The sequence below is a fragment of the Ferrovibrio sp. genome (genome assembly GCF_035304305.1).
Lineage (GTDB): Bacteria > Pseudomonadota > Alphaproteobacteria > Ferrovibrionales > Ferrovibrionaceae > Ferrovibrio.
In genome coordinates this window covers 37290-55154 of the sequence record NZ_DATGQG010000127.1, presented here as the reverse complement: position 1 = coordinate 55154, position 17865 = coordinate 37290, and the positions used below count along the sequence as shown (strand labels likewise).

The 17865-nt window shown below is 65.9% G+C and carries 22 protein-coding genes; 10 read left to right on the top strand and 12 right to left on the bottom strand.

Features of this window, described 5'->3' with window-relative positions; translation table 11 throughout:
• A partial coding sequence (locus VKZ87_RS14515; RefSeq protein WP_324221980.1) for an MATE family efflux transporter occupies positions 1–345 on the top strand: 345 nt, incomplete at its 5' end.
• 322 nt (positions 346–667) lie between these two features.
• Here VKZ87_RS14515 and argE read toward each other — a convergent pair.
• The 8 genes from argE to VKZ87_RS14475 form a co-directional block, all read right to left on the bottom strand.
• Complete coding sequence (gene argE, locus VKZ87_RS14510; protein WP_324221979.1) at positions 668–1852, bottom strand: acetylornithine deacetylase; 1185 nt, start codon at positions 1850–1852, stop codon at positions 668–670.
• Between the two features lie 122 nt (positions 1853–1974).
• The gene (denD, locus tag VKZ87_RS14505; protein WP_324221978.1) at positions 1975–2979 is read right to left on the bottom strand and encodes a D-erythronate dehydrogenase; all 1005 of its coding nucleotides are present in this window, start codon (positions 2977–2979) and stop codon (positions 1975–1977) included.
• Between the two features lie 57 nt (positions 2980–3036).
• Complete coding sequence (locus VKZ87_RS14500) at positions 3037–3525, bottom strand: periplasmic heavy metal sensor (protein ID WP_324221977.1); 489 nt, start codon at positions 3523–3525, stop codon at positions 3037–3039.
• A gap of 5 nt (positions 3526–3530) precedes the next feature.
• Positions 3531–3971 carry a hypothetical protein gene (locus VKZ87_RS14495; RefSeq protein ID WP_324221976.1) on the bottom strand — a complete coding sequence of 147 codons (441 nt, stop codon included), beginning with the start codon at positions 3969–3971 and terminating at the stop codon, positions 3531–3533.
• 2 nt (positions 3972–3973) lie between these two features.
• Entirely contained in the window at positions 3974–4600 is a 627-nt protein-coding gene (locus VKZ87_RS14490) for an RNA polymerase sigma factor (RefSeq protein ID WP_324221975.1), read from the bottom strand.
• Between the two features lie 72 nt (positions 4601–4672).
• The gene (locus tag VKZ87_RS14485) at positions 4673–5269 is read right to left on the bottom strand and encodes a gamma carbonic anhydrase family protein (RefSeq protein WP_324221974.1); all 597 of its coding nucleotides are present in this window, start codon (positions 5267–5269) and stop codon (positions 4673–4675) included.
• A 68-nt stretch (positions 5270–5337) separates the two neighbouring features.
• Positions 5338–5700, bottom strand: coding sequence for a rhodanese-like domain-containing protein (locus VKZ87_RS14480; protein ID WP_324221973.1), 363 nt, complete (start codon positions 5698–5700; stop codon positions 5338–5340).
• 139 nt (positions 5701–5839) lie between these two features.
• Positions 5840–6217 (bottom strand): cytochrome c family protein, encoded by a 378-nt coding sequence (locus VKZ87_RS14475; RefSeq protein ID WP_324221972.1) that lies wholly within the window; start codon positions 6215–6217, stop codon positions 5840–5842.
• A 222-nt stretch (positions 6218–6439) separates the two neighbouring features.
• Here VKZ87_RS14475 and VKZ87_RS14470 point away from each other — a divergent pair, with 222 nt between their 5' ends.
• Positions 6440–7177 carry a DUF6969 family protein gene (locus tag VKZ87_RS14470; protein WP_324221971.1) on the top strand — a complete coding sequence of 246 codons (738 nt, stop codon included), beginning with the start codon at positions 6440–6442 and terminating at the stop codon, positions 7175–7177.
• Here VKZ87_RS14470 and VKZ87_RS14465 read toward each other — a convergent pair whose 3' ends face one another.
• Positions 7178–8305 carry a TRAP transporter substrate-binding protein gene (locus VKZ87_RS14465; RefSeq protein WP_324221970.1) on the bottom strand — a complete coding sequence of 376 codons (1128 nt, stop codon included), beginning with the start codon at positions 8303–8305 and terminating at the stop codon, positions 7178–7180.
• A gap of 157 nt (positions 8306–8462) precedes the next feature.
• On the opposite strand from VKZ87_RS14465, the gene VKZ87_RS14460 reads away from it, so the two are divergent.
• From VKZ87_RS14460 to VKZ87_RS14450, 3 genes are all read left to right on the top strand, one after another.
• A complete protein-coding gene (locus tag VKZ87_RS14460) occupies positions 8463–9491 on the top strand; it encodes a TRAP transporter substrate-binding protein (RefSeq protein ID WP_324221969.1) in 1029 nt (342 codons plus the stop codon).
• Between the two features lie 76 nt (positions 9492–9567).
• Positions 9568–10095, top strand: coding sequence for a TRAP transporter small permease (locus tag VKZ87_RS14455; protein ID WP_324221968.1), 528 nt, complete (start codon positions 9568–9570; stop codon positions 10093–10095).
• The gene (locus VKZ87_RS14450; RefSeq protein ID WP_324221967.1) at positions 10095–11393 is read left to right on the top strand and encodes a TRAP transporter large permease; all 1299 of its coding nucleotides are present in this window, start codon (positions 10095–10097) and stop codon (positions 11391–11393) included. The genes VKZ87_RS14455 and VKZ87_RS14450 overlap by 1 nt, the downstream gene beginning before the upstream one ends.
• Here the strand turns inward: VKZ87_RS14450 and otnI are convergent.
• Positions 11383–12195, bottom strand: a complete 813-nt coding sequence (gene otnI / locus VKZ87_RS14445) for a 2-oxo-tetronate isomerase (protein WP_324221966.1) — start codon at positions 12193–12195, stop codon at positions 11383–11385. The two genes, VKZ87_RS14450 and otnI, sit on opposite strands and share 11 nt — an antisense overlap.
• A gap of 98 nt (positions 12196–12293) precedes the next feature.
• On the opposite strand from otnI, the gene VKZ87_RS14440 reads away from it, so the two are divergent.
• From VKZ87_RS14440 to VKZ87_RS14420, 5 genes are read left to right on the top strand one after another with little or no spacing between them, the layout of a single operon-like run.
• Entirely contained in the window at positions 12294–13421 is a 1128-nt protein-coding gene (locus tag VKZ87_RS14440; RefSeq protein ID WP_324221965.1) for an MlaE family lipid ABC transporter permease subunit, read from the top strand.
• 1 nt (position 13422) lies between these two features.
• Positions 13423–14205: an ABC transporter ATP-binding protein gene (locus tag VKZ87_RS14435; RefSeq protein ID WP_324221964.1), complete on the top strand. Its 783-nt coding sequence runs from the start codon at positions 13423–13425 to the stop codon at positions 14203–14205.
• A 1-nt stretch (position 14206) separates the two neighbouring features.
• Complete coding sequence (locus VKZ87_RS14430) at positions 14207–15190, top strand: MlaD family protein (RefSeq protein ID WP_324221963.1); 984 nt, start codon at positions 14207–14209, stop codon at positions 15188–15190.
• A gap of 1 nt (position 15191) precedes the next feature.
• Positions 15192–15827: an ABC-type transport auxiliary lipoprotein family protein gene (locus VKZ87_RS14425; protein WP_324221962.1), complete on the top strand. Its 636-nt coding sequence runs from the start codon at positions 15192–15194 to the stop codon at positions 15825–15827.
• Positions 15824–16813, top strand: coding sequence for a Gfo/Idh/MocA family oxidoreductase (locus VKZ87_RS14420; RefSeq protein ID WP_324221961.1), 990 nt, complete (start codon positions 15824–15826; stop codon positions 16811–16813). Before VKZ87_RS14425 ends, VKZ87_RS14420 begins: the two co-directional genes overlap by 4 nt.
• Before the next feature lie 2 nt (positions 16814–16815).
• Here VKZ87_RS14420 and gpt read toward each other — a convergent pair whose 3' ends face one another.
• Both gpt and VKZ87_RS14410 read right to left on the bottom strand, forming a co-directional pair.
• Positions 16816–17319, bottom strand: coding sequence for a xanthine phosphoribosyltransferase (gpt, locus tag VKZ87_RS14415; protein ID WP_324221960.1), 504 nt, complete (start codon positions 17317–17319; stop codon positions 16816–16818).
• On the bottom strand, positions 17316–17777 hold the full coding sequence (locus tag VKZ87_RS14410) for a thioesterase family protein (RefSeq protein WP_324221959.1): 462 nt from the start codon (positions 17775–17777) through the stop codon (positions 17316–17318). The genes gpt and VKZ87_RS14410 overlap by 4 nt, the downstream gene beginning before the upstream one ends.
• Between the last annotated feature and the right edge of the window lie 88 nt (positions 17778–17865).

The window sequence follows — 17865 nt, the reverse complement described above, 5'->3', positions numbered from 1 at the left end:
AGCATCGGGCTGGTCGTGGTCGTGGCGCCGGATCTGTGGACCACCCTGTTCACCCGCGAGGAAGCCGTGGTGCAAGCCGCGCGAGCCTATCTCACCGCCGCCGGGCCGGGCTTCGCCTTTTTCGGTCTCGGCCTCTGTCTCTACTTCGCCTCCCAGGGTGCGGGACGGATCGTCGGTCCGGTCCTGACCGCGACGCTGCGGCTGGCCATCGTCGCGGTCGGCGGCTGGGTACTGACGCTGATCGACGCAGAGGCCTGGACGCTGTTCGCGCTGTCGGGCTTCGCCATGGCTGCATACGGGATTAGCACGGCGGCCGTGGTGCAGCGAACGAAGTGGGGCGGATAGAGCGCCGCATCATGTTCCTTTTTTGTTTACATTGCCCCCGGGGCAGGCATATAGTCTCTCACTGCGCCTGAGCGGAGGTGCCATGTCTGATCAGCTTACGGAGAATGTCGGCGGGCGACGCGGATTGCCCGCGCATCCCCGGACGGCCGACGGTATCGCCGGCGTGGACGGCACAGTTGCGGATAACGCGGCTTAGGGCGGGTTAAGCCGCCATAAGCCGTCTTAAGCTGCCGATAAGCCGGCTTAAGAAAAAATAAGACTCAAATAAGACTCGAATAAGCGCGGGATCGAACGAAAACGGGAGCCGATATCACCGGCCGCATCACACCGGCAATGCCGCACCGCCGGCCTTCACGCGCTCGACCAGCCGGTCCATGAAGGCCTCGCAGAGTGCGATCTGAGACAGTTCGATGAACTCATCCGGCTTGTGCGCCTGCTCGATATTGCCCGGGCCGCAGACGATGGTGGGGATGCCGCTCTCGCTGAACAGGCCGGCCTCGGTGCCGAAGGCCACCTTCTTCACGCCGTTGGCGCCGGTCAGCGCCATGGCCAGAGCGACCACGCCGGCGTCCTCGTCGGTCGCCAGGCCGGGGAAGCCGGAGATCTGCGTGAAGGTGAAGCCGCAGGAGGGATCGATGGCCTTCAGTTCCGGCTCGAGCCTCGTCTTCGCGTAAGCCACGACCTCGGCGTAGAGCGCATCCACGTCGTCCTGGGGCAGATAGCGGATCTCCCACAGGAAGCTGCAATCCTTCGGCACGATGTTGAGCGCGGTGCCGCCGTTGACCACGCCGGTATGCAGCGAGGTGTAGGGCGGCGCGAAGCCGGCATCGAAGGGGCCATTGTCGCGCTTGCCGCGTGCCAGGCTCTTGATGAAGGCGATCAGTTCCGCCGCCGCCTCCACGGCATTGGCGCCGAGATGGGTGAGGGAGGAGTGGCATTCGAAGCCGCGCACGTCGACGCGCCAGCTCTTCTTGCCCTTGTGCTGGGCGATCACCTGCATCTCGGTCGGCTCCCCGACGATGCAGGCCTTCGGCTTCACCGGCATCTGCTTCAGCACCTCGATCAGGCGCTTGGCGCCGAGGCAGCCGACCTCCTCGTCATAGGTGAAGGCGTAGTGGATCGGCGTTTCGGGATTGGCGGCGAGGAATTTCGGCGCATAGGCCAGCGCGATGGCGACGAAGCTCTTCATGTCGGCGGTGCCGCGGCCATACAGCCGGCCATCCTTCTCGACGATCCGGAAGGGATCGGTGCTCCATTCCTGGCCGTCGATCGGCACGACGTCGGTATGGCCCGACAGCACGATGCCCGGCCGGTCCTGCGGCCCCAGCGTGGCGTAGAGATTGGCCTTCTTCCCGGTCTCGTCATGCACCAGCGTTGCGTCCACGCCCATGGATTTCAGGTGGTCGCGGATCCAGTGGATCAGGTCGAGATTGGAATCGCGGCTGACGGTTGGCATCTCGATCAGCCGCCTGATCATGTCGAGGGTTTCGGTACGGGGACGGGCCATGGGTAAATCCATACGGTGTCATGCCGGCCGGAGAGGTATCCCGGCCGGCATGGATGTTTGTCGATGGAAACAGATTGCAGGAGGCGAGAGGCCGGGACAAGCCCGGCCATGACAGGAAAGCGCTAGAGCTTCTGCAGGCTCCTGATCTGGTTGTCGAGGTCGTCGGCGATGAAGGCCTGCACGATCTCGTCGATGCTGTTGTCGCAGGTGAAGCCCAGCGCCCTCGCGCGTTCGGAGCGCGTCTCGCCCGGCCAGCCGTCGACGATCTTCTGGATCGCGGGATCTTCCTGCCATTTGATCGCGCCGATGCGGCGGTTGCCCTTGTTGCGCTCCACCGCCTCGGCCATCTCGCCGGCGGTGACGCGGATGCCGCTGAGCAGGATGGTGCGGTCGGTGCCGAGCTTGTCGGCCGGCAGGTCATGGGCGCGGATGAAGGCGTCGATGGTATGACGCGGCGAGAGGCAGGCCATCGGGCTGTCGGGCCGCACCGGGCAGACCGCATCCACGCCGCTGAGCGGTTCGCGGATGATCGAGCTGGCCCAGGTGGAGGCCGCCTTGTTGGGCTTGCCGGGCCGCACCATGATGGTGGGCAGGCGGATCGAGCGGCCGTCAACGAAGCCCTTGCGGGAATAGTCGTTGATCAGAAGTTCGCCGCTCAGCTTCTGCACGCCGTAGGAAGTGGTCGGCCGCTGCGGCGTGTCGTCGGTCACGGTGGAGGGCAGCTTGCCGCCATAGACCGCGACGGATGAGGCGAAGACCAGGCGCGGCCGATGGGTGAGGATCGCGCGGCAGGCTTCCAGCACATTGCGCGTGCCTTCGAGATTGACCCGGTAGCCTTCGTCGAAATCGGCTTCCGCGCCGGCCGAGACGATCGCCGCGAGATGGAAGACGGAATGCGTGTCGTGCAGCACGATGCGCAGCACTTCGGCGAGGTCGCCGATATCGCCGGTGAAGGTGCTCACGCGGGAATCCCACGGGCCCTGCGCCTTCACGGTGTCGAACAGCATCAGCCGGCTGATCGGTTGCTGCTTGCCGTCGGGTCCCGCCAGGGTTCCGCGGCGCAGGATCTCGCGCGCCAGCTTCTGACCAAGGAATCCGGCCGCACCGGTAATCACGACGTTGAGCATGGCTACCTCCCCATGCCGTCACGCTAGCGGCCGCGGCATGGGGAGGCAAGCGCAGTGTCAGCGGTTGCCGCGATCTCCCCGATGGCGGCCGCCATGACGGAGCATCTTCTCGGCATAGCGCTTGCGCTCTTCGGGTGTCATGGCCTCCGCGGCAGCCAGCAGGCCGGCCTGCAGGCTCTGCTGGAAGGCATCCAGCCGGCCGCGATGTTCGGCGAGCAGGGCCTCCAGACGGGCGCGGTCAAAGGGCTCGGCCGCCAGCGCCTCGGCGATGTCGTCGCGCAGGGCGGAGAAGGACACCGCCTGGCCGCGCCGCGTCTCCGCCATGGCCCGGCGGAAAGCGTCGGCGGCGTCGTCCGGCAGATGATGGGCGATCCGCTCCTCGATCATGCTGCCGGGACGTTCGCCCATATGGCGGAATTTCACGAAGCGCGTGGCGCCCCAGGCAATGAAGGCGACGTTCAAAGCGAGAGAAACGATCAGCGCGATCTTCAGCCAGCGGTTGGGTCGCGAACCCGAAGCCGGGGCGGGGGAGGTGCTATCGGCCATTGTTTTTACTCCTCGAAATAGACCGGGTTGGCGGCCGCCGCCAGCTGGTACGAGATCATGTCGCCGTCGCTTCCCAGATCGACGTTGGACAGGCCGGCGCCGATGCCGATCGCCAGCGCAAGGGCGAGGGCGGCGAATTGCGGCATCGCCTGACCGCGGGGGAAAAGCTGCGCCAGCGCTTCGGCGATCTGCGCGCGCCAGCCCGGCGTCGCCACGGGCCGCTGCCGGGTCTGCGCCAGCACGCGCGCCTTCAGGCTCGCGCTGGGCTCGATCTCCGGCAGCCTCACGGCCAGCAGGGCATCGAGAGCCGCCGCCTCGCGCAGATGCGCCTGCGCCTCGGCGGAGGTGGCGAGCAGCGTCAGCGCGGCCTGGCGCTCATGTGTGGGCCAGCGGCGCGGCTCGCTGCCATAGGCGTCGATCAGGGCGGTGAGACGTTCCAGATCCATGACTACTCCTGACGGCCCAGATCGGGGGCCAGATCGTTGCGCATGGCCCGCTTGGCGCGGACCAGCAGGGATTCCAGGGCGCCGACCGTGATGCCCAGCGCTTCGGCCGCCGCGATGTTGCTCTCGCCTTCCCAGTAGCAGAGCAGGATCGCGGCGCGCTGGCGTTCGGGCAGGCGCTGCAGGGCGGCCGCGACGCGGTCGCTCGTTTCGGCGTTCAGCCGTGCCTCATAGGGGCCCGGCTGCGGATCGACGGGCTCGGGCTGGTCGTCCAGCGCCGCCATGCCGGGCCGCCGCTTCCGGTCGATGCAGAGATTGACCACGATGCGGTTCAGCCAGGTGCGGAAGCTGGCGCTGCCGTCGGGCTGCCAGCGCGCGGCGTGCTGCCAGACCCGCAGGAAGGCCTCCTGGGCCACCTCCTCGGCATCGGCGCGGTCGAACAGCACGCGCCAGGCCAGCGTCACGGCGTGGCGCAGGTGGCGGTCCACCAGCTTGGCATAGGCGCCATGGTCGCCGCGGGCGACCCGCTGCATGAGGTCGCCGTCGCTGCCGGGGGCGGTCGCCTGGGGTTCAGTCATGTCGATGCGCCAGGCCGCCGGGGGCGGCGCAGCCACGGTCAGGGAAGACAGCATCAGGCATCCTGCTCGAGCCGTTGTGTTCTGCATCCCTACACGGCGGCACGGCGGGAATCCTGCGGCGATCCGTCAGGCTTCGCCGGCGGCCTCGAGGGCCTTGAGCTCCTCGGTCAGGCGGGCGATTTCGGCGCCGACGGCCTTGGCCATTTCCGGCTGGTCCCAGTCGCGGTACTGGCCCTGCCGGTAGGCAAGCGCATTGCGGTAATACAGCCAGGCATTGAGGCGGCAGCGCACGTAGTTGTTCTGCGTCTTGATCACCTTGCCGGGGCTGCCGACCACCACCGAATTGTCGGGGATGACGGTGCCTTCCTTGAGAAAGGTATGGCCGCCGATGATGCAGTTATTGCCGATCACGCAGCCGTCCATGATGGTCGAGCCGATGCCGATCAGGCAGTTGTCGCCGATCGTGCAGCCATGGATGGTGCAGTGGTGGGTGATCGAGCAGTGGGCGCCGACATAGGTGCCGGTCTGGCCGCCGACATGCAGCATCGCGAAATCCTGCACGTTGGTGTAGGGGCCGATGACGATCTCGTAATTCTCCGCCCGCATGGCGACGTTGATCCACACCGAGCTGCCTTCCTCGAGGCGGACTTTGCCGTAGATCCAGGCGGTCTCGTGAATGTAGGCGGGGTTGTTCAGCACCACATCGGGGCCGTGCACGGGCATGCTCATCCTCCATGTTGGAGAACGACCTTAGCCAGCAGCGTGCGGAGATAAAAGGCGTGTGCCGGGCGTCAGGCCGCCACGGCCTCGTCGGATTCGACGGTTGCGCCGCCGGCCTTCTTCCAGGCCAGCAGGCCGCCCTCGAGATGCAGCAGGCCGTTCAGACCCTCTCCGGTCAGCCGTTCGAGCGCCGTGGCCGATCGCTTGCCGGTCAGGCATTGCAGGATGATCCGCCGGCCTCCGAGTTCGGCCAGCGCCGCCGGCTCCAGGCCGGAGAGCGGCACGAGGATGGCGCCGGGAATATGCTCGTCCTCGTATTCTTCGACCTCCCGCACATCGACCAGTACAGCCTCGCCGGCAGCAACCCACTGCCGGGCGATGTCGGCGGTGATGCTGGTCTGGCTGGCGGAAAGCACTGTGGACGAGGTGGTCATAAGGGAAATCTAGGTAAATGTACTGTGGAATGCAAATAAAATATCAGGTTAGCATGTAGTAATTGATATGCACAAGATTGAAGTGTAAAATAAAAGAGCCTCCCTGTCGGGAGGCTCTTTGTCGTCCGGACGGGCAGACTTACTTGGTCGCTTCCTTCAGGTAGGCGATCACGTCGGCCAGTTCTTTCTCCTTCTTGATGCCCGGGAAGACCATCTTGTTGCCCGGGATGTAACCCTTCGGATCGGCGAGATACGCGGCCAGGGTTTCCTCGTTCCAGGTGATGCCCTTGTTCTTCATGGCATCGGAGTACTTGAAGTCTTCCACGGTGCCGGCCTTGCGCCCGAACAGGCCGGCGAGGCTGGGACCGACGCCCTTCTTGCCGGCTTCGAGCTGATGGCAGGCCTTGCACTTCGCGAAGGCCTTCTTTCCGGCCTCGACATCGCCGTCGGCATGGGCGCTTACGGCCGAAAGGCCGATCAGGAATGCGGCGGAAGCGGACAACAGGAAACGTAGCATCACAAGCTCCTCGGTAGGTTCGCTAGTTAATGGGGGGCCGGGCGAGTCGTTCCGGCGACGGGGACGTGGAACAGCGAAACCGAAAAATATCACAGCGAATCGCTATCGAGAAAGGGACGTGATGTCGCATTTACCGGCGCTTAATGTCCGCTTGCCTAGTCTGCCCGCCTGATTGCGCCGGGGCGCCGAGTCCAGCACCGGCATGCGAAGGATGGCGTTTGCATGAACATGATGGCGAATCTGGGGCGCGCCCGTCTGCAATCGATGCTGGCATCCGGTATCGAGCTGCTGCGCATCCAGCAGGATCTGGCCAGCCGCCGCAGCAATCTCGTTGCCGAATTGCTGCGCGGACAGGATGAGTTCTTCGAGCAGCAGCATTATCCCGCCGGCGATGTGTTCGATCCCGACACAGGGGCGCAGTATTACTATCACGCGCATCGCAACGAGACGCGCGAGCACGGCCATTTTCACATCTTCCAGCGGCCGCATCTGCTGCCCGAGCGTTTCGAGCCCGTCCGCTATGTGAAGCCCGGTGTCGGCCGCTGCAAACCGCAGGAGAAGATCGGCGAGCACTGGCCGCGCGGCGAGAAGGCGCTGGCCCATATCGTCGGCGTCACGATGGACAATTACGGCCTGCCCATCCGCCTGTTCACCGTCAATCGCTGGGTGACCGACGAGACCTGGTATTCGGCGCGCGATGTGATCGCGATGCTGGACCGTTTCGAATTGCGCCATTCCTGGCCGGTGCCGGAAGTGAACCGCTGGATCAACCATCTGCTGCGGCTGTATCAGCCCGAGATCGTCGAACTCATCCATCGCCGCGATGCCGCGGTGGAAGCCCGCGGTCGCGCCAATCCGCGCGGCGATGCGCTGGAAGACCGCAGTCTGGAGGTTACCGGCTTTACCGAGATTTCCGTCGAGCGCCGCGTCCGTCAGCTGCGCCGCGCGCTCGGCACCTGATCAGGGCAGGTATCCGAGGTCGCGCCACTCGGTGTAGGAACGGCGGAATCCGTCATAGGATTCCCAGACCTTCCTGAATTCGGGGTTCGCCGCTTTCTCCTCGCGCACCACGTCCTTCCAGGCTTTCTCCAGTGCGCCAAGAACGGCCGGCGGCCAGGTATGCACGGTCACGCCGCGTGCCCTGATTTCCTGCAGCGCCTTGACCTGCAGCGCCTCGCCCTCCGCCAGGCTTTCGCGGATGTTGTCTCCGCAGACGCTGCTGATCTGCTGACGCTGCGCCTCCGAGAGGCGGTCCCAGACCTTCTGGCTGAACAGAAGCGTGATCAGCGAGCTCTGCTGATGCCAGCCGGGGAAGTAGTAGTGCTTTGCCACCTGGTCGAGGCCGACGCGCAGATCGATGGCCGGCAGCGAGAATTCAGCGGCGTCGATCGCGCCACTCTGCAGGGCGTAGAAGGTATCCCCGCCGTTCAGCGTCACCGGTTCCGCACCCAGGCGCGCCACGACCCTGGCGCCGATGCCCATGAAGCGCATCCGCAACCCCTTGAAGTCGGCGGGGCTGGTGATCTCGTGGCGGAACCAGCCGCCCGATTCCGGCGGCAGGACGGTGCACACGACCGGCTTGATCTCGAAACGGGCGAAATTCGCGTCCATCAGTTCCTGGCCGCCGCCATAGGCCAGCCAGGCGAGAAACTCGCCGGCCGGCGGACCGAAGGGCACGGTCGAGAAGAGCCAGAAGACGGAATCCCGCTCGGCGAAGAAGTTGGTTGAGGCCCAGACCGCATCGATCTCGCCGCCGGCGAGCTTGTCGAACAGTTCCTCGTTCGGCGCCAGCGAATTCGGCTCGTGCAGTTTCAATTCAAGCGAGCCGTCGGAAATGGCCGAGAGCTTGTCGGCGGTTTTCGTCGCCATCGTGCCGATCTGCAGCGCGGAGGTCGGGACGGAACTGGCGATATGCAGGATGGTGCGCTGGCCCGGCGCTTCGACCGATGGCGGGATCGAGGCCGCCTCGGGTTCCTTGATGGCGCGCGCCACCGGGGACTCGGCCGAGCGCTGCAGCGACACGGTGCCGATGCCGATGAGAATGCCGATCACCAAAGCGATGCCGGCAATCGCGACGATGCGTGCCATGAATTTCCGTTCTCGCCCAATACAATACTGAGAAGACCGCCTGCCGCGGGTGACAATAGGGGTACCGTCCGCCGTCGTCCATTGACCGGATCACGGCACGCATTGACGGTCAGTTACAAATGCAACTATTCTAAAGAAAATAATCAGGGAGGATTTCATGCGGGTAATCCGACAGGCGCTCTGCGCCGCATTGGTCGTCGCAGGCTTTGCCGCGCCCGCCGCGGCGCAGGACATCGAACTCAAGCTTAGCCACTTCCTGCCGGCCGGTCACGGCATGCATCGCGACTGGTTCGTCCCCTGGGGCGAGGAGCTGGCGAAACGCACCAACGGAAAGGTCAAGGTCACGATTTTCCCGGCCGGCAGCGCCTTCGGCAATCCGGCGCGGCAGCTGGAGCAGGCGGTGAGCGGCGTGGTCGACATCGCCCATGGCCTGCGCGGTGTGCCGGCGGGACGCTTCCCCCGCATGGGCATGATCGAATTCCCGTTCCTCGTCGAGACGGCCAATGCCGCCAGCCGGACGTTGTGGGAAATGTACCCCAAGCATTTCGCGCAGGAGTTTCCCGACACGGTGAAGGTGCTGGCGCTCCATGCCCATAACGCGGGTCTGATCCATACGCGGGAAAAGCAGGTCAAGACCATGGACGACCTGAAGGGCCTGCGCATCCGCTCGCCCAGCCCGCAGATCAACGCCATGCTGCAGCAGCTCGGCGGAACCCCGGTCGGCCTGCCGCCCGGCGAAGTGTACGAGAACCTGCAGCGCGGGGTGATCGACGGCGCGGTGTTCCCGTGGGATCCGATCAACTCCTTCCGGCTGTTCGAGGTGACCAAGTATCACCTCGATGCGCGCTCCTACACGGCCAGCTTCTACTTCGTCATGAACAAGCGGAAGTATGACAGCCTGCCGGCCGACGTGCGCAAGGCGATCGACGAGACTACCGGCGCCGCCCTGACCGAGCGTTTCGGCGACTGGTGGAACCAGTGGGACGCGCCCGGACTGGAACTGGCGAAGAAGCGGGGTAACGTGATGACCTCGCTTTCGGATGCCGAACGCAACCGCTGGCGCGAGGCGCTCAAGCCCACCACCGAGAAGCTGCTCAGCGATCTCGAGGGGCAGGGCGTGAAGGATGCGCGCGCCATCTACGCGGAGATGCAGCAGCGGATCGCGAAGCTGGAAGGCAAGCGCTGACCGCTTGTAGTGTGTTGCGGCCTGCCATGCCGGACGTTCCGGCGTGGCAGGCCTGTTTCATGGTGCCAGTGCTCTGATGATCCGTCTGCAGGCCTTCGCCGAAACCGCCGCCGCCTGGGCCGCGAAGCTCGGCGCCGTCTGCGCCCTGCTGGCCGGGATCGTGACCTGTGCCGACATCCTGACCCGGAATCTGGGCGGGCAGGGGATTCTCGGCACGGTCGACATCACCCAGATGCTGATCATGGCGACCGCCTTCCTGACCATTCCCTACGGCTTCATCAGCGACAGCCACGTGGCGGTGGAGATCGGCGTCGAGCGGCTGCCCTTCCGGGCGCAGGCCCTGTGCAAGGCCGTGGCCGCGCTGCTCGGCGGCCTGCTGATGCTGGCGATCGGCTGGTACGGCATCGGGCAGTTCGCCACGGTGGGCCTGATGGGCGACAAATCGCAGACCATCGGCCTGCCGATGACCTGGTTCTGGTATCCGCTGCTCGGCGGCTCGTTCTTTTCGGCCGCCATCGCCGTCGTGGTGATGCTGCGGCATCTGGTGGCGATGCGGCTGGGATACGAACCGCTGCCGCCGCGGCCGAAGCCGGAGGTCCTGTGATGGCGCCGGCGCTGATCGGCATTACCGGCTTCGCTGCCGTCCTGCTGCTGATGCTGGCCCGCGTGCCGGTTGCCGTGTCCATGGGCGTGGTCGGCGCCGGTGGCTTCCTGTTCCTGCAGGGCTGGGCGGGCCTGGCCTATGTGATGGGATCATCGCCCTTCGAGAGCGTCTTTCCCTACAGCCTCTCGGTCGTGCCGCTCTTCGTTATGATGGGGGTGTTCGCCTCTTATGCCGGCCTGTCGCGCCAGCTCTACGACGTGGCCTATGCCTTCTTCGGGCATTACCGGGGCGGCCTCGCGCTGGCTACCGTCGTCGCCTGTGCCGGCTTCGGCGCGATCTGCGGCTCGGCCATTGCGACCGCCGCCACGATGTGCCGCGTGGCGCTGCCGGAAATGCGGCGGCGCGGCTATGCCGACAGCCTGGCAACGGCGTCGATCGCGGCCGGCGGCACGCTCGGCATCCTGATCCCGCCGTCGATCATCCTGCTGATCTATGCTCTGCTGACCGAGCAGTCGCTGGGCAAGCTGTTCATCGCGGCGCTCATTCCCGGCCTGCTCGGGACCGTCCTCTACATGCTGGCGATCACCGTGGCGACAAGGATCAATCCGACGCTGGGCCCGGCCGGCGAGCGGCAGGGCTGGCGCCAGCGCGGCCGCACCCTGCGCGGCGTCTGGCCCGTGGCTCTGCTGTTCGCACTGGTGATCGGCGGTATGTATTCCGGCATGTTCTCGCCGAACGAGGCGGCCTCGGTGGGGGCGGTGGGCGCGCTGGTCTTCGCCATCGCCGGCCGCACCATGGGCTGGGAACGCTTCAAGGCCTCGCTGCTGGAAGCCGCCGGCACCAGTGCGATGATCTTCCTGATCATCATCGGCGCGGGCCTGTTCAACTTTTTCCTCGAAGGCACGAACGTGCCGCAATACCTGATCGCGGAAGTGCAGCGGCTCGACCTGAGCCCGACCATGTTCCTGCTGTTGCTGACGGTCTTTTACATCGTGCTCGGCAGCCTGATGGATGATCTGGCGATGATCCTTCTGACGCTGCCCTTCGTGTTTCCGGTTACCCAGGCACTCGGCATCGACCCGATCTGGTTCGGCATCTACATCGTCACCATCGTCGAGATCGGCATGATCGTGCCGCCGGTCGGCATGAATCTCTTCGTCATCCAGGGCGTCGGCGGCGTGAAGCTGCAGACGGTGATCCGTGGCATCCTGCCCTTCGTGCTGGCCGATCTGGTGCGGATCGCGCTGTTGATCACTTTTCCCGCGATCGTGCTGTTCCTGCCCGCCTTTATGGAGTGACGCTGCGCTTCGCGGCCCGCTTCGTCACGCCGTAGCGGCGGATCCATTCCAGGCTGGCCTCGACATCGGCCGAGGGCCGGTACTCGCAGCCGACCCAGCCGTCATAGCCCAGCGCATCGAGCCTCTCGAATACGAAATCATAGTTGATCTCGCCGACGCCCGGTTCGTGGCGGCCGGGCGGGTTGGCGATCTGGATGTGGCCGATCCACGGCAGGTGCTTCTCCAGCCGCCGGATGATGTCGCCATGGATGATCTGCGCGTGATAGAAGTCGAACTGCAGGCGCAGGTTGGGCGCGTTGATCTCGGTGAGGATCGCTTCCGCCTCGTCGAAATCGCTCAGGAAGAAGCCCGGTATGTCCCGGCGGTTGATCGGCTCGATCAGCAGGATCAGGCCATGGGCCGAGGCCTGCTCCGCCGCCCAGGCGAGATTGTCCATGTAGCAGGCGCGCATGGCGCGCCGGTCCATGCCCGGCTTCCCGACACCGGCAACGACATGGATGCGCGGGCAGTTACAGGCGGTGGCATAGTCGAAAGCGCGGGCCATCGCGGCGCGGAAATCCTGCCGCCGGTCGGGCAGCGAGGCGAGGCCCCGCTCGCCCTCGCTCCAGTTGCCCGGCGGCGCATTGAACAGCACCACCGGCAGGCCGCTGTCGCGCGCCGCGGCGGCAACCGCGGCCGGGCTGTGGTCGTAGGGGAACTGGAACTCGACGGCTTCGAAGCCCTGCTGCGCGGCGGCCTGGAAGCGGTCGAGAAACGGCTCGTCCTGGAACAGGTAGCTCAGGTTGGCGGCAAAGCGCGGCATGACTCCCCCGGTAAACCCCCGAACTTGTTTTGTGAGACTGTCATTTCTGGTAAGCCTTCTGCAAGCCGTCTGATCGGAGCGGAACCGGGGAAGGCCCGATGGACATGGGCGGATTGCAGATCGAGCAGGACGGCCAGACGCTGCGCATCCTGCTCAGCGGTGTCTGGGGCCTGCCGTCCGCCGCCGGCCTCGATCGACGGATCGCCGCCATCCATGCCGGCGGCGTGCGGCACGCCGTCATCGACACGTCCGGGCTGGAGCGGCTGGATACCGCAGGCGCCGTGCTGCTGCACCGGCTGTGGCGTCGGCTGGCGGCGCAGGGCGCGAAGGTGGAATGGCCCGCGCCGCGCCCCGAATACCGCACCCTGTTCGACTATGTCGCCGACAGCGGCGAGGGGAAGGTCATCCGCCCGCCGAAGGAGAGCGGCGCGCTCGCGCTGGTTGCCTGGGTCGGCTGGCTGACGCTGTTCTTCCTGCGCGAGGCCCGGCGCTTCATTGCCTTCATCGGCAGGGTGGCCGAGAGCGCGGCGAAGGTTGCCCTGCAGCCGCGGCGCCTGCGCCTAACCTCCATGGTGCATCACATGGAGGAGGCCGGACTGCGCGCCATCCCGATCGTCGGCCTGCTGTCCTTCCTGATCGGCGTGGTGATGGCGTATCAGGGCGCCGACCAGCTGCGGCGGTTCGGCGCCGAGATTTTCGTGGTCGACCTGATCGGCATTTCCGTGCTGCGCGAGCTCGGCGTGCTGCTGACCGCCATCCTGATCGCCGGCCGCTCGGGCAGCGCCTTCACCGCCCAGATCGGCACCATGAAGGTGAACGAGGAAATCGCCGCCATGCGCATCCTCGGCCTCGATCCCGTCGAGATCCTGGTGCTGCCGCGCATGTTCGCGCTGATCCTCACCATGCCGCTGCTGACCTTCTATGCCGACATCATGGGGCTGTTTGGCGGAGCGATCATGGCGTGGAGCAGCCTGAATATCGACCTGAACCTGTTCGCCCAGCGGCTGCAGGATGCCGTTTCTCTGAAAACCTTTTTCGTCGGCCTGGTGAAGGCGCCGGTATTCGCCGCGCTGATCGGCATGGTCGGCTGCTACGAGGGCCTGCGCGTGAAGCAGGATGCCGCCAGCGTCGGCCGGCTGACCACGCGGTCGGTCGTGCAGTCCATCTTCCTGGTGATCGTGGTGGATGCGCTGTTCTCCATTATGTTCAGCATCATGGGGATCTGACATGGCCGGCGAGGTCATCGTCCGGGTGCGGGGACTGGTCAACCGGTTCGACGGACCACCCGTGCATGACGGCCTCGATCTCGACATCCATCGCGGCGAGGTGCTGGGCGTGGTCGGTGGATCGGGCACCGGCAAGTCGGTGCTGCTGCGGACCATCATAGGGCTGAACCGCGCGAGGGCCGGCAGCGTCGAGCTGCTCGGCACCGACATGATCCACGGCAGCGAGACGGAACTGCGGGCGGCGCGGCAGCGTTTCGGCGTGCTGTTCCAGGATGGCGCGCTGTTTTCGTCGCTCACCGTGATCCAGAACATCCAGGTGCCGCTGAGAGAGTTCCACCACCTGCCGCGAGATCTGCTTGACGAGATCGCGCTGGCCAAGCTGCGCATGGTGGGGCTGCCGCCGGATGCCGGCGGCAAGTACCCGGCGGAGTTGTCCGGCGGCATGCGCAAGCGCGCCGGCCTGGCCAGGGCGCTGGCGCTGGACCCGGAGATCGTGTTTCTGGACGAACCCACCGCCGGCCTCGATCCGATCGGCGCCGCCGCCTTCGACCAGCTGGTCCGCGATTTGCAGCAGGCGCTCGGACTGACCGTGTTCATGGTGACCCATGACCTCGACTCCCTGCATGCGATCTGCGACCGTATCGCGGTGCTGGCCGAGCGGCGGGTGCTGGTGGCCGGCCCGATGGAAACCATGCTGAAGCACGACCATCCCTGGGTGAGGGAGTATTTCCACGGTCCGCGTGCCCGGGCGGCCGCCGTGACCGCCGTACTGGAGGAGCGCTGAGATGGAAACCCGCGCACACCATCTGCTGATCGGCAGCTTCGTCCTGGTCTTCGTTGCCGCGATGGTCATGTTCACGCTCTGGCTGGCGAAGGTGCGCGAGGACGCCGAGATCGCGCGCTACAACATCTATTTCACCGGCTCCGTGGCCGGCCTCGGCGTCGGCGGCGACGTTCGCTTCAACGGCATCAAGGTCGGCAGCGTGTCGCAGATCGTGATCGACCGTGATGATACCAGCCGGGTACGCGTCACCGTGGAAGTCGACGCCGACACGCCGATCCGAGAGGATTCCGAGGCCACCCTGCAGCTGCAGGGCATCACCGGCGTGTCCTTCGTGCAGATCCTGCCGGGCAGCAATACCGCCCCGATCCTGCCGGTGGTGAGCGGCAGCAATCCGTCGCTGTATCCGGTGATCCGGTCGCGCCCCTCGGCGATCGATGCCCTGTTTGAGGCGGCGCCGGAACTGCTGCAGCGCGCCGCCCAGGTGCTCAGCGACGAGAATATCGCCAATATCAGCGGCTTCATGGCCGACCTGCGGCAGGTATCGCAGATTCTGGCGTCGCGACAGGAAAGCATCGGCCGTGCCATCGACAGTTTTGACCGCACCAGCGGCGATATCGCGAAGGCAGCGGAAGCCGCTGCCACCATCGCCGCGCGGCTGGATCGCGTGATGGGCGAGGCGGAGCGGATGCTGGGGCGGGCCAACACGATGCTGGACGGCGATGCGGCCGAGGCGCTGCGTTCGGCGAAAACCGCGATGGCGCAGCTGAACGGTACGCTGGGCGAGATCCAGGCGCTGGTGAGGGAGAACAGGGCGCCGATCCAGGCGATCACCACTGACGGCTTCGGCGAGTTCCGGCGCTTCGTGCAGGAGGCGCGCATCCTGGTCGGCAGCCTAGCCCGCGTGGCGCAGCGGCTGGAGGACAATCCGAGCGCGGTACTGTTCGGCAACCGGGATGCCGAATATCGCGGCGGGGGGAGGCAGTGACATGACGGGACTGGTATCGCGGCGGGCCGTGCTGATCGGCGCGGCGGCAGGTGTGGGAGCGGGCCTGGGCGGCTGCAATGGCCTCATTCCGCAGGCGCCGCCGTCAAACCTCTACACGCTGTCGCCGAAGACGACCTTCCAGGCCGAGATGCCGCGGGTCGACTGGCAGCTGGTGGTGGAAGAGCCCTTCGCCGCCGGCGGGCTGGATACGCACCGCATCGCCATCATGACCAACCCCTACGAGATCAAGTATTACGCCGATGCGCGCTGGGCCGAGCGGGCGCCGCGCATGGTGCAGACGCTGCTGGTCGAAAGCTTCGAGAATACCGGCAGGATCGTTGCGGTTGGCCGCCAGTCGATCGGGTTGCGCTCGGATTTCAACATCAAGAGCGAACTGCGCGAATTCCAGGCGGAACTGTCCAAGGGTGAGATCGTTCCCGACATCCGCGTCGCCATCAACGCCAAGCTGATCGCCCAGCCCAACCAGCAGATCGTCGCCTCGGCCAGTTTCGAGCGCCGCGAGAAGGCGGCGGGGCCCGATATGCTGTCCGTAGTTGCTGCTTTCGACGCCGCTCTGGGCTATGTCATGCGCGAAATCGTGCAATGGACCCTTCTGACGGCGAGGAAGACTGCGTGACGGTAGAGAGTAAGGCGGCAGCGATCCGGCTGGGCGTTATCGGTTTCGGTATCATGGGGGAAAGGCTGCTGCGGGTGGCGCTGGATCACGATCCGGCGCTCGTCACCGTGGCAGGCGTCTGGGACCCGTCGCCGGCAGCCATGGAGCGTCTGGCGCGGGATCTGCCGCAGGTCACGCCGCTGGCATCGGCAGCTGACGTGATCGAGTCTTCCGACTGCATCTACGTCGCCTCGCCGCCGGCTTCCCATCTCGGCTATGCCCGCGAGGCCTTCGCCAGAGGGAAGGCAGTCTTCTGCGAGAAGCCGCTGGCGGTCGATGTGGCGGAGGCCGAAGCCTTCATGCGGGAGGCGGAAGCCGCCGGCGTGCGCGGCGCGGTGAACTTTCCCTTCACCTCGGCCCCGGCGGTGGATCAGCTGCAGCGCTGGATGACAGAGGATGCAGTCGGCCCGGTGGAGAGGGTCGAGGTCGAGATCGGCTTCGCGCAATGGCCGCGGCCCTGGCAGGTCGATGCGGCCGGCTGGCTCGATGCCCGGGCGCAGGGCGGCTATGTGCGCGAGGTCGGGTCGCATTTCCTCTTTCTCGCCCGCCGTCTGTTCGGCCCGCTGCGGCTGGAAAACGCGACAATCTCCTATCCCGAGGCGGGCAGGTCCGAGCGCGCCATGACGGCCGGGCTGCGGGCCGGTTCCATACCGGTATCGATCAGCAGCGGAGTGGGGACCACGGCGAAGCCCGACCACAACATCTTCCGCATCACCGGTCCGAAAGGCAGCATCCGCCTGCGCGACTGGGCCGTTGCCGAGCGGTTGATCGACGGCGACTGGCGCGAGGCGCCGGATTCTCTGCCCAACGAGGCCCTGCGCGCTCTGGTATTGCAGCGCCAGCTGGAGAAGGTCGCGGCCATGACACGCGGCCAGCTACAGGATCTTGCGACCCTGCAGGAAGCGGCGGAGGTGCAGCGGATCGTGGAGACGATCCTGCGCAGCTGAGCTCAGCGTCCGCCGCGCAGTTCGACGATCGGCTTCGACATCACCGCTTCGGTGTCCCAGGGGAACAGGATCCAGGTATCCTGGCTCACCTCGGTGATGAAGGTGTCCACCAGCGGGCGCCCGGCGGGCTTGGCGTAGATGGTGGCAAAATGTGCCTTGGGCAGCAGCTGCCGCACCGCCCTGGCGGTCACGCCGGTATCGACCAGATCGTCGACGATCAGCCAGCCTTCCCCCTCATCCTTGAGCGCGGCTTCCGCCGTCTTGAGGACCTTCACCTCGTTGGTGCGCACCAGCCCGTCATAGGTGGAGCAGGAGATCGTCTCGATCACGCGGACTTCCAGTTCGCGGGCGACGATGGCCGCCGGCACCAGGCCGCCGCGCGTGATCGCCACGATGCCCTTGTAGTGGCCGTTGTCGAGGAGGCGCCAGGCCAGTGCCTTGCAGTGCCGGTGCAGCTCTTCCCACGACACGGGAAAGAATTTGGTGATGCCATGGGTTTCGCTCATGTGGTGGTTTCCCCCTCGAGGATGGCTGCCGTTGCGGCCTGGTAGTCCAGGATCGGCTGCCGGATGTGATCCGGAATGCTGACGGATTTCATCTTCCTGTGGTCGATGATGCAGGAGACCAGTTCGGCTTCGAAGCAGAGCTCGCCGGCGCCGTTGCGGCCGCGCATGACGTAGGTGATTGTCGAGCGTGTCAGCTTGCGCACCAGAACGCAGATGCTGAACGGGTCGCCGTGCTTGATCGGTTTCCGGAAATCGATCTTCGTGCTGACGCTGGGCGAGCCCAGGCCGTCTCTCTGGTTGAGCTGGAACCAGTCCACCCCGACGATGTCGGCGAAGAAGCTTTCCGCCGCCTCGAGAATCCAGTCGAGGAAGCGGGGCGTATAGACGATGCCGGCCGGATCGCACTCGCCCCATTTGACGGTGCGGCGGATGATGTAGGGAATCAGGGGTCCTGCCATGCCGGATTTTATACGGGCAGAGAGGGTGAAAAAGAAAGGGGCGCCACTGCCGCTGCAGTGACGCCCCGAGGCGGTCCGGGGAGGGGAA

Excerpts from the sequence above, each read along its gene's own strand:
- argE (WP_324221979.1), bottom strand. The coding sequence starts at position 1,852 with ATGGCCCGTCCCCGTACCGAAACCCTCGACATGATCAGGCGGCTGATC.
- denD (WP_324221978.1), bottom strand. The coding sequence starts at position 2,979 with ATGCTCAACGTCGTGATTACCGGTGCGGCCGGATTCCTTGGTCAGAAG.
- VKZ87_RS14500 (WP_324221977.1), bottom strand. The coding sequence starts at position 3,525 with ATGGCCGATAGCACCTCCCCCGCCCCGGCTTCGGGTTCGCGACCCAAC.
- VKZ87_RS14495 (WP_324221976.1), bottom strand. The coding sequence starts at position 3,971 with ATGGATCTGGAACGTCTCACCGCCCTGATCGACGCCTATGGCAGCGAG.
- VKZ87_RS14490 (WP_324221975.1), bottom strand. The coding sequence starts at position 4,600 with ATGCTGTCTTCCCTGACCGTGGCTGCGCCGCCCCCGGCGGCCTGGCGC.
- VKZ87_RS14485 (WP_324221974.1), bottom strand. The coding sequence starts at position 5,269 with ATGCCCGTGCACGGCCCCGATGTGGTGCTGAACAACCCCGCCTACATT.
- VKZ87_RS14480 (WP_324221973.1), bottom strand. The coding sequence starts at position 5,700 with ATGACCACCTCGTCCACAGTGCTTTCCGCCAGCCAGACCAGCATCACC.
- VKZ87_RS14475 (WP_324221972.1), bottom strand. The coding sequence starts at position 6,217 with ATGCTACGTTTCCTGTTGTCCGCTTCCGCCGCATTCCTGATCGGCCTT.
- VKZ87_RS14470 (WP_324221971.1), top strand. The coding sequence starts at position 6,440 with ATGAACATGATGGCGAATCTGGGGCGCGCCCGTCTGCAATCGATGCTG.
- VKZ87_RS14465 (WP_324221970.1), bottom strand. The coding sequence starts at position 8,305 with ATGGCACGCATCGTCGCGATTGCCGGCATCGCTTTGGTGATCGGCATT.
- VKZ87_RS14460 (WP_324221969.1), top strand. The coding sequence starts at position 8,463 with ATGCGGGTAATCCGACAGGCGCTCTGCGCCGCATTGGTCGTCGCAGGC.
- VKZ87_RS14455 (WP_324221968.1), top strand. The coding sequence starts at position 9,568 with ATGATCCGTCTGCAGGCCTTCGCCGAAACCGCCGCCGCCTGGGCCGCG.
- VKZ87_RS14450 (WP_324221967.1), top strand. The coding sequence starts at position 10,095 with ATGGCGCCGGCGCTGATCGGCATTACCGGCTTCGCTGCCGTCCTGCTG.
- otnI (WP_324221966.1), bottom strand. The coding sequence starts at position 12,195 with ATGCCGCGCTTTGCCGCCAACCTGAGCTACCTGTTCCAGGACGAGCCG.
- VKZ87_RS14440 (WP_324221965.1), top strand. The coding sequence starts at position 12,294 with ATGGACATGGGCGGATTGCAGATCGAGCAGGACGGCCAGACGCTGCGC.
- VKZ87_RS14435 (WP_324221964.1), top strand. The coding sequence starts at position 13,423 with ATGGCCGGCGAGGTCATCGTCCGGGTGCGGGGACTGGTCAACCGGTTC.
- VKZ87_RS14430 (WP_324221963.1), top strand. The coding sequence starts at position 14,207 with ATGGAAACCCGCGCACACCATCTGCTGATCGGCAGCTTCGTCCTGGTC.
- VKZ87_RS14425 (WP_324221962.1), top strand. The coding sequence starts at position 15,192 with ATGACGGGACTGGTATCGCGGCGGGCCGTGCTGATCGGCGCGGCGGCA.
- gpt (WP_324221960.1), bottom strand. The coding sequence starts at position 17,319 with ATGAGCGAAACCCATGGCATCACCAAATTCTTTCCCGTGTCGTGGGAA.
- VKZ87_RS14410 (WP_324221959.1), bottom strand. The coding sequence starts at position 17,777 with ATGGCAGGACCCCTGATTCCCTACATCATCCGCCGCACCGTCAAATGG.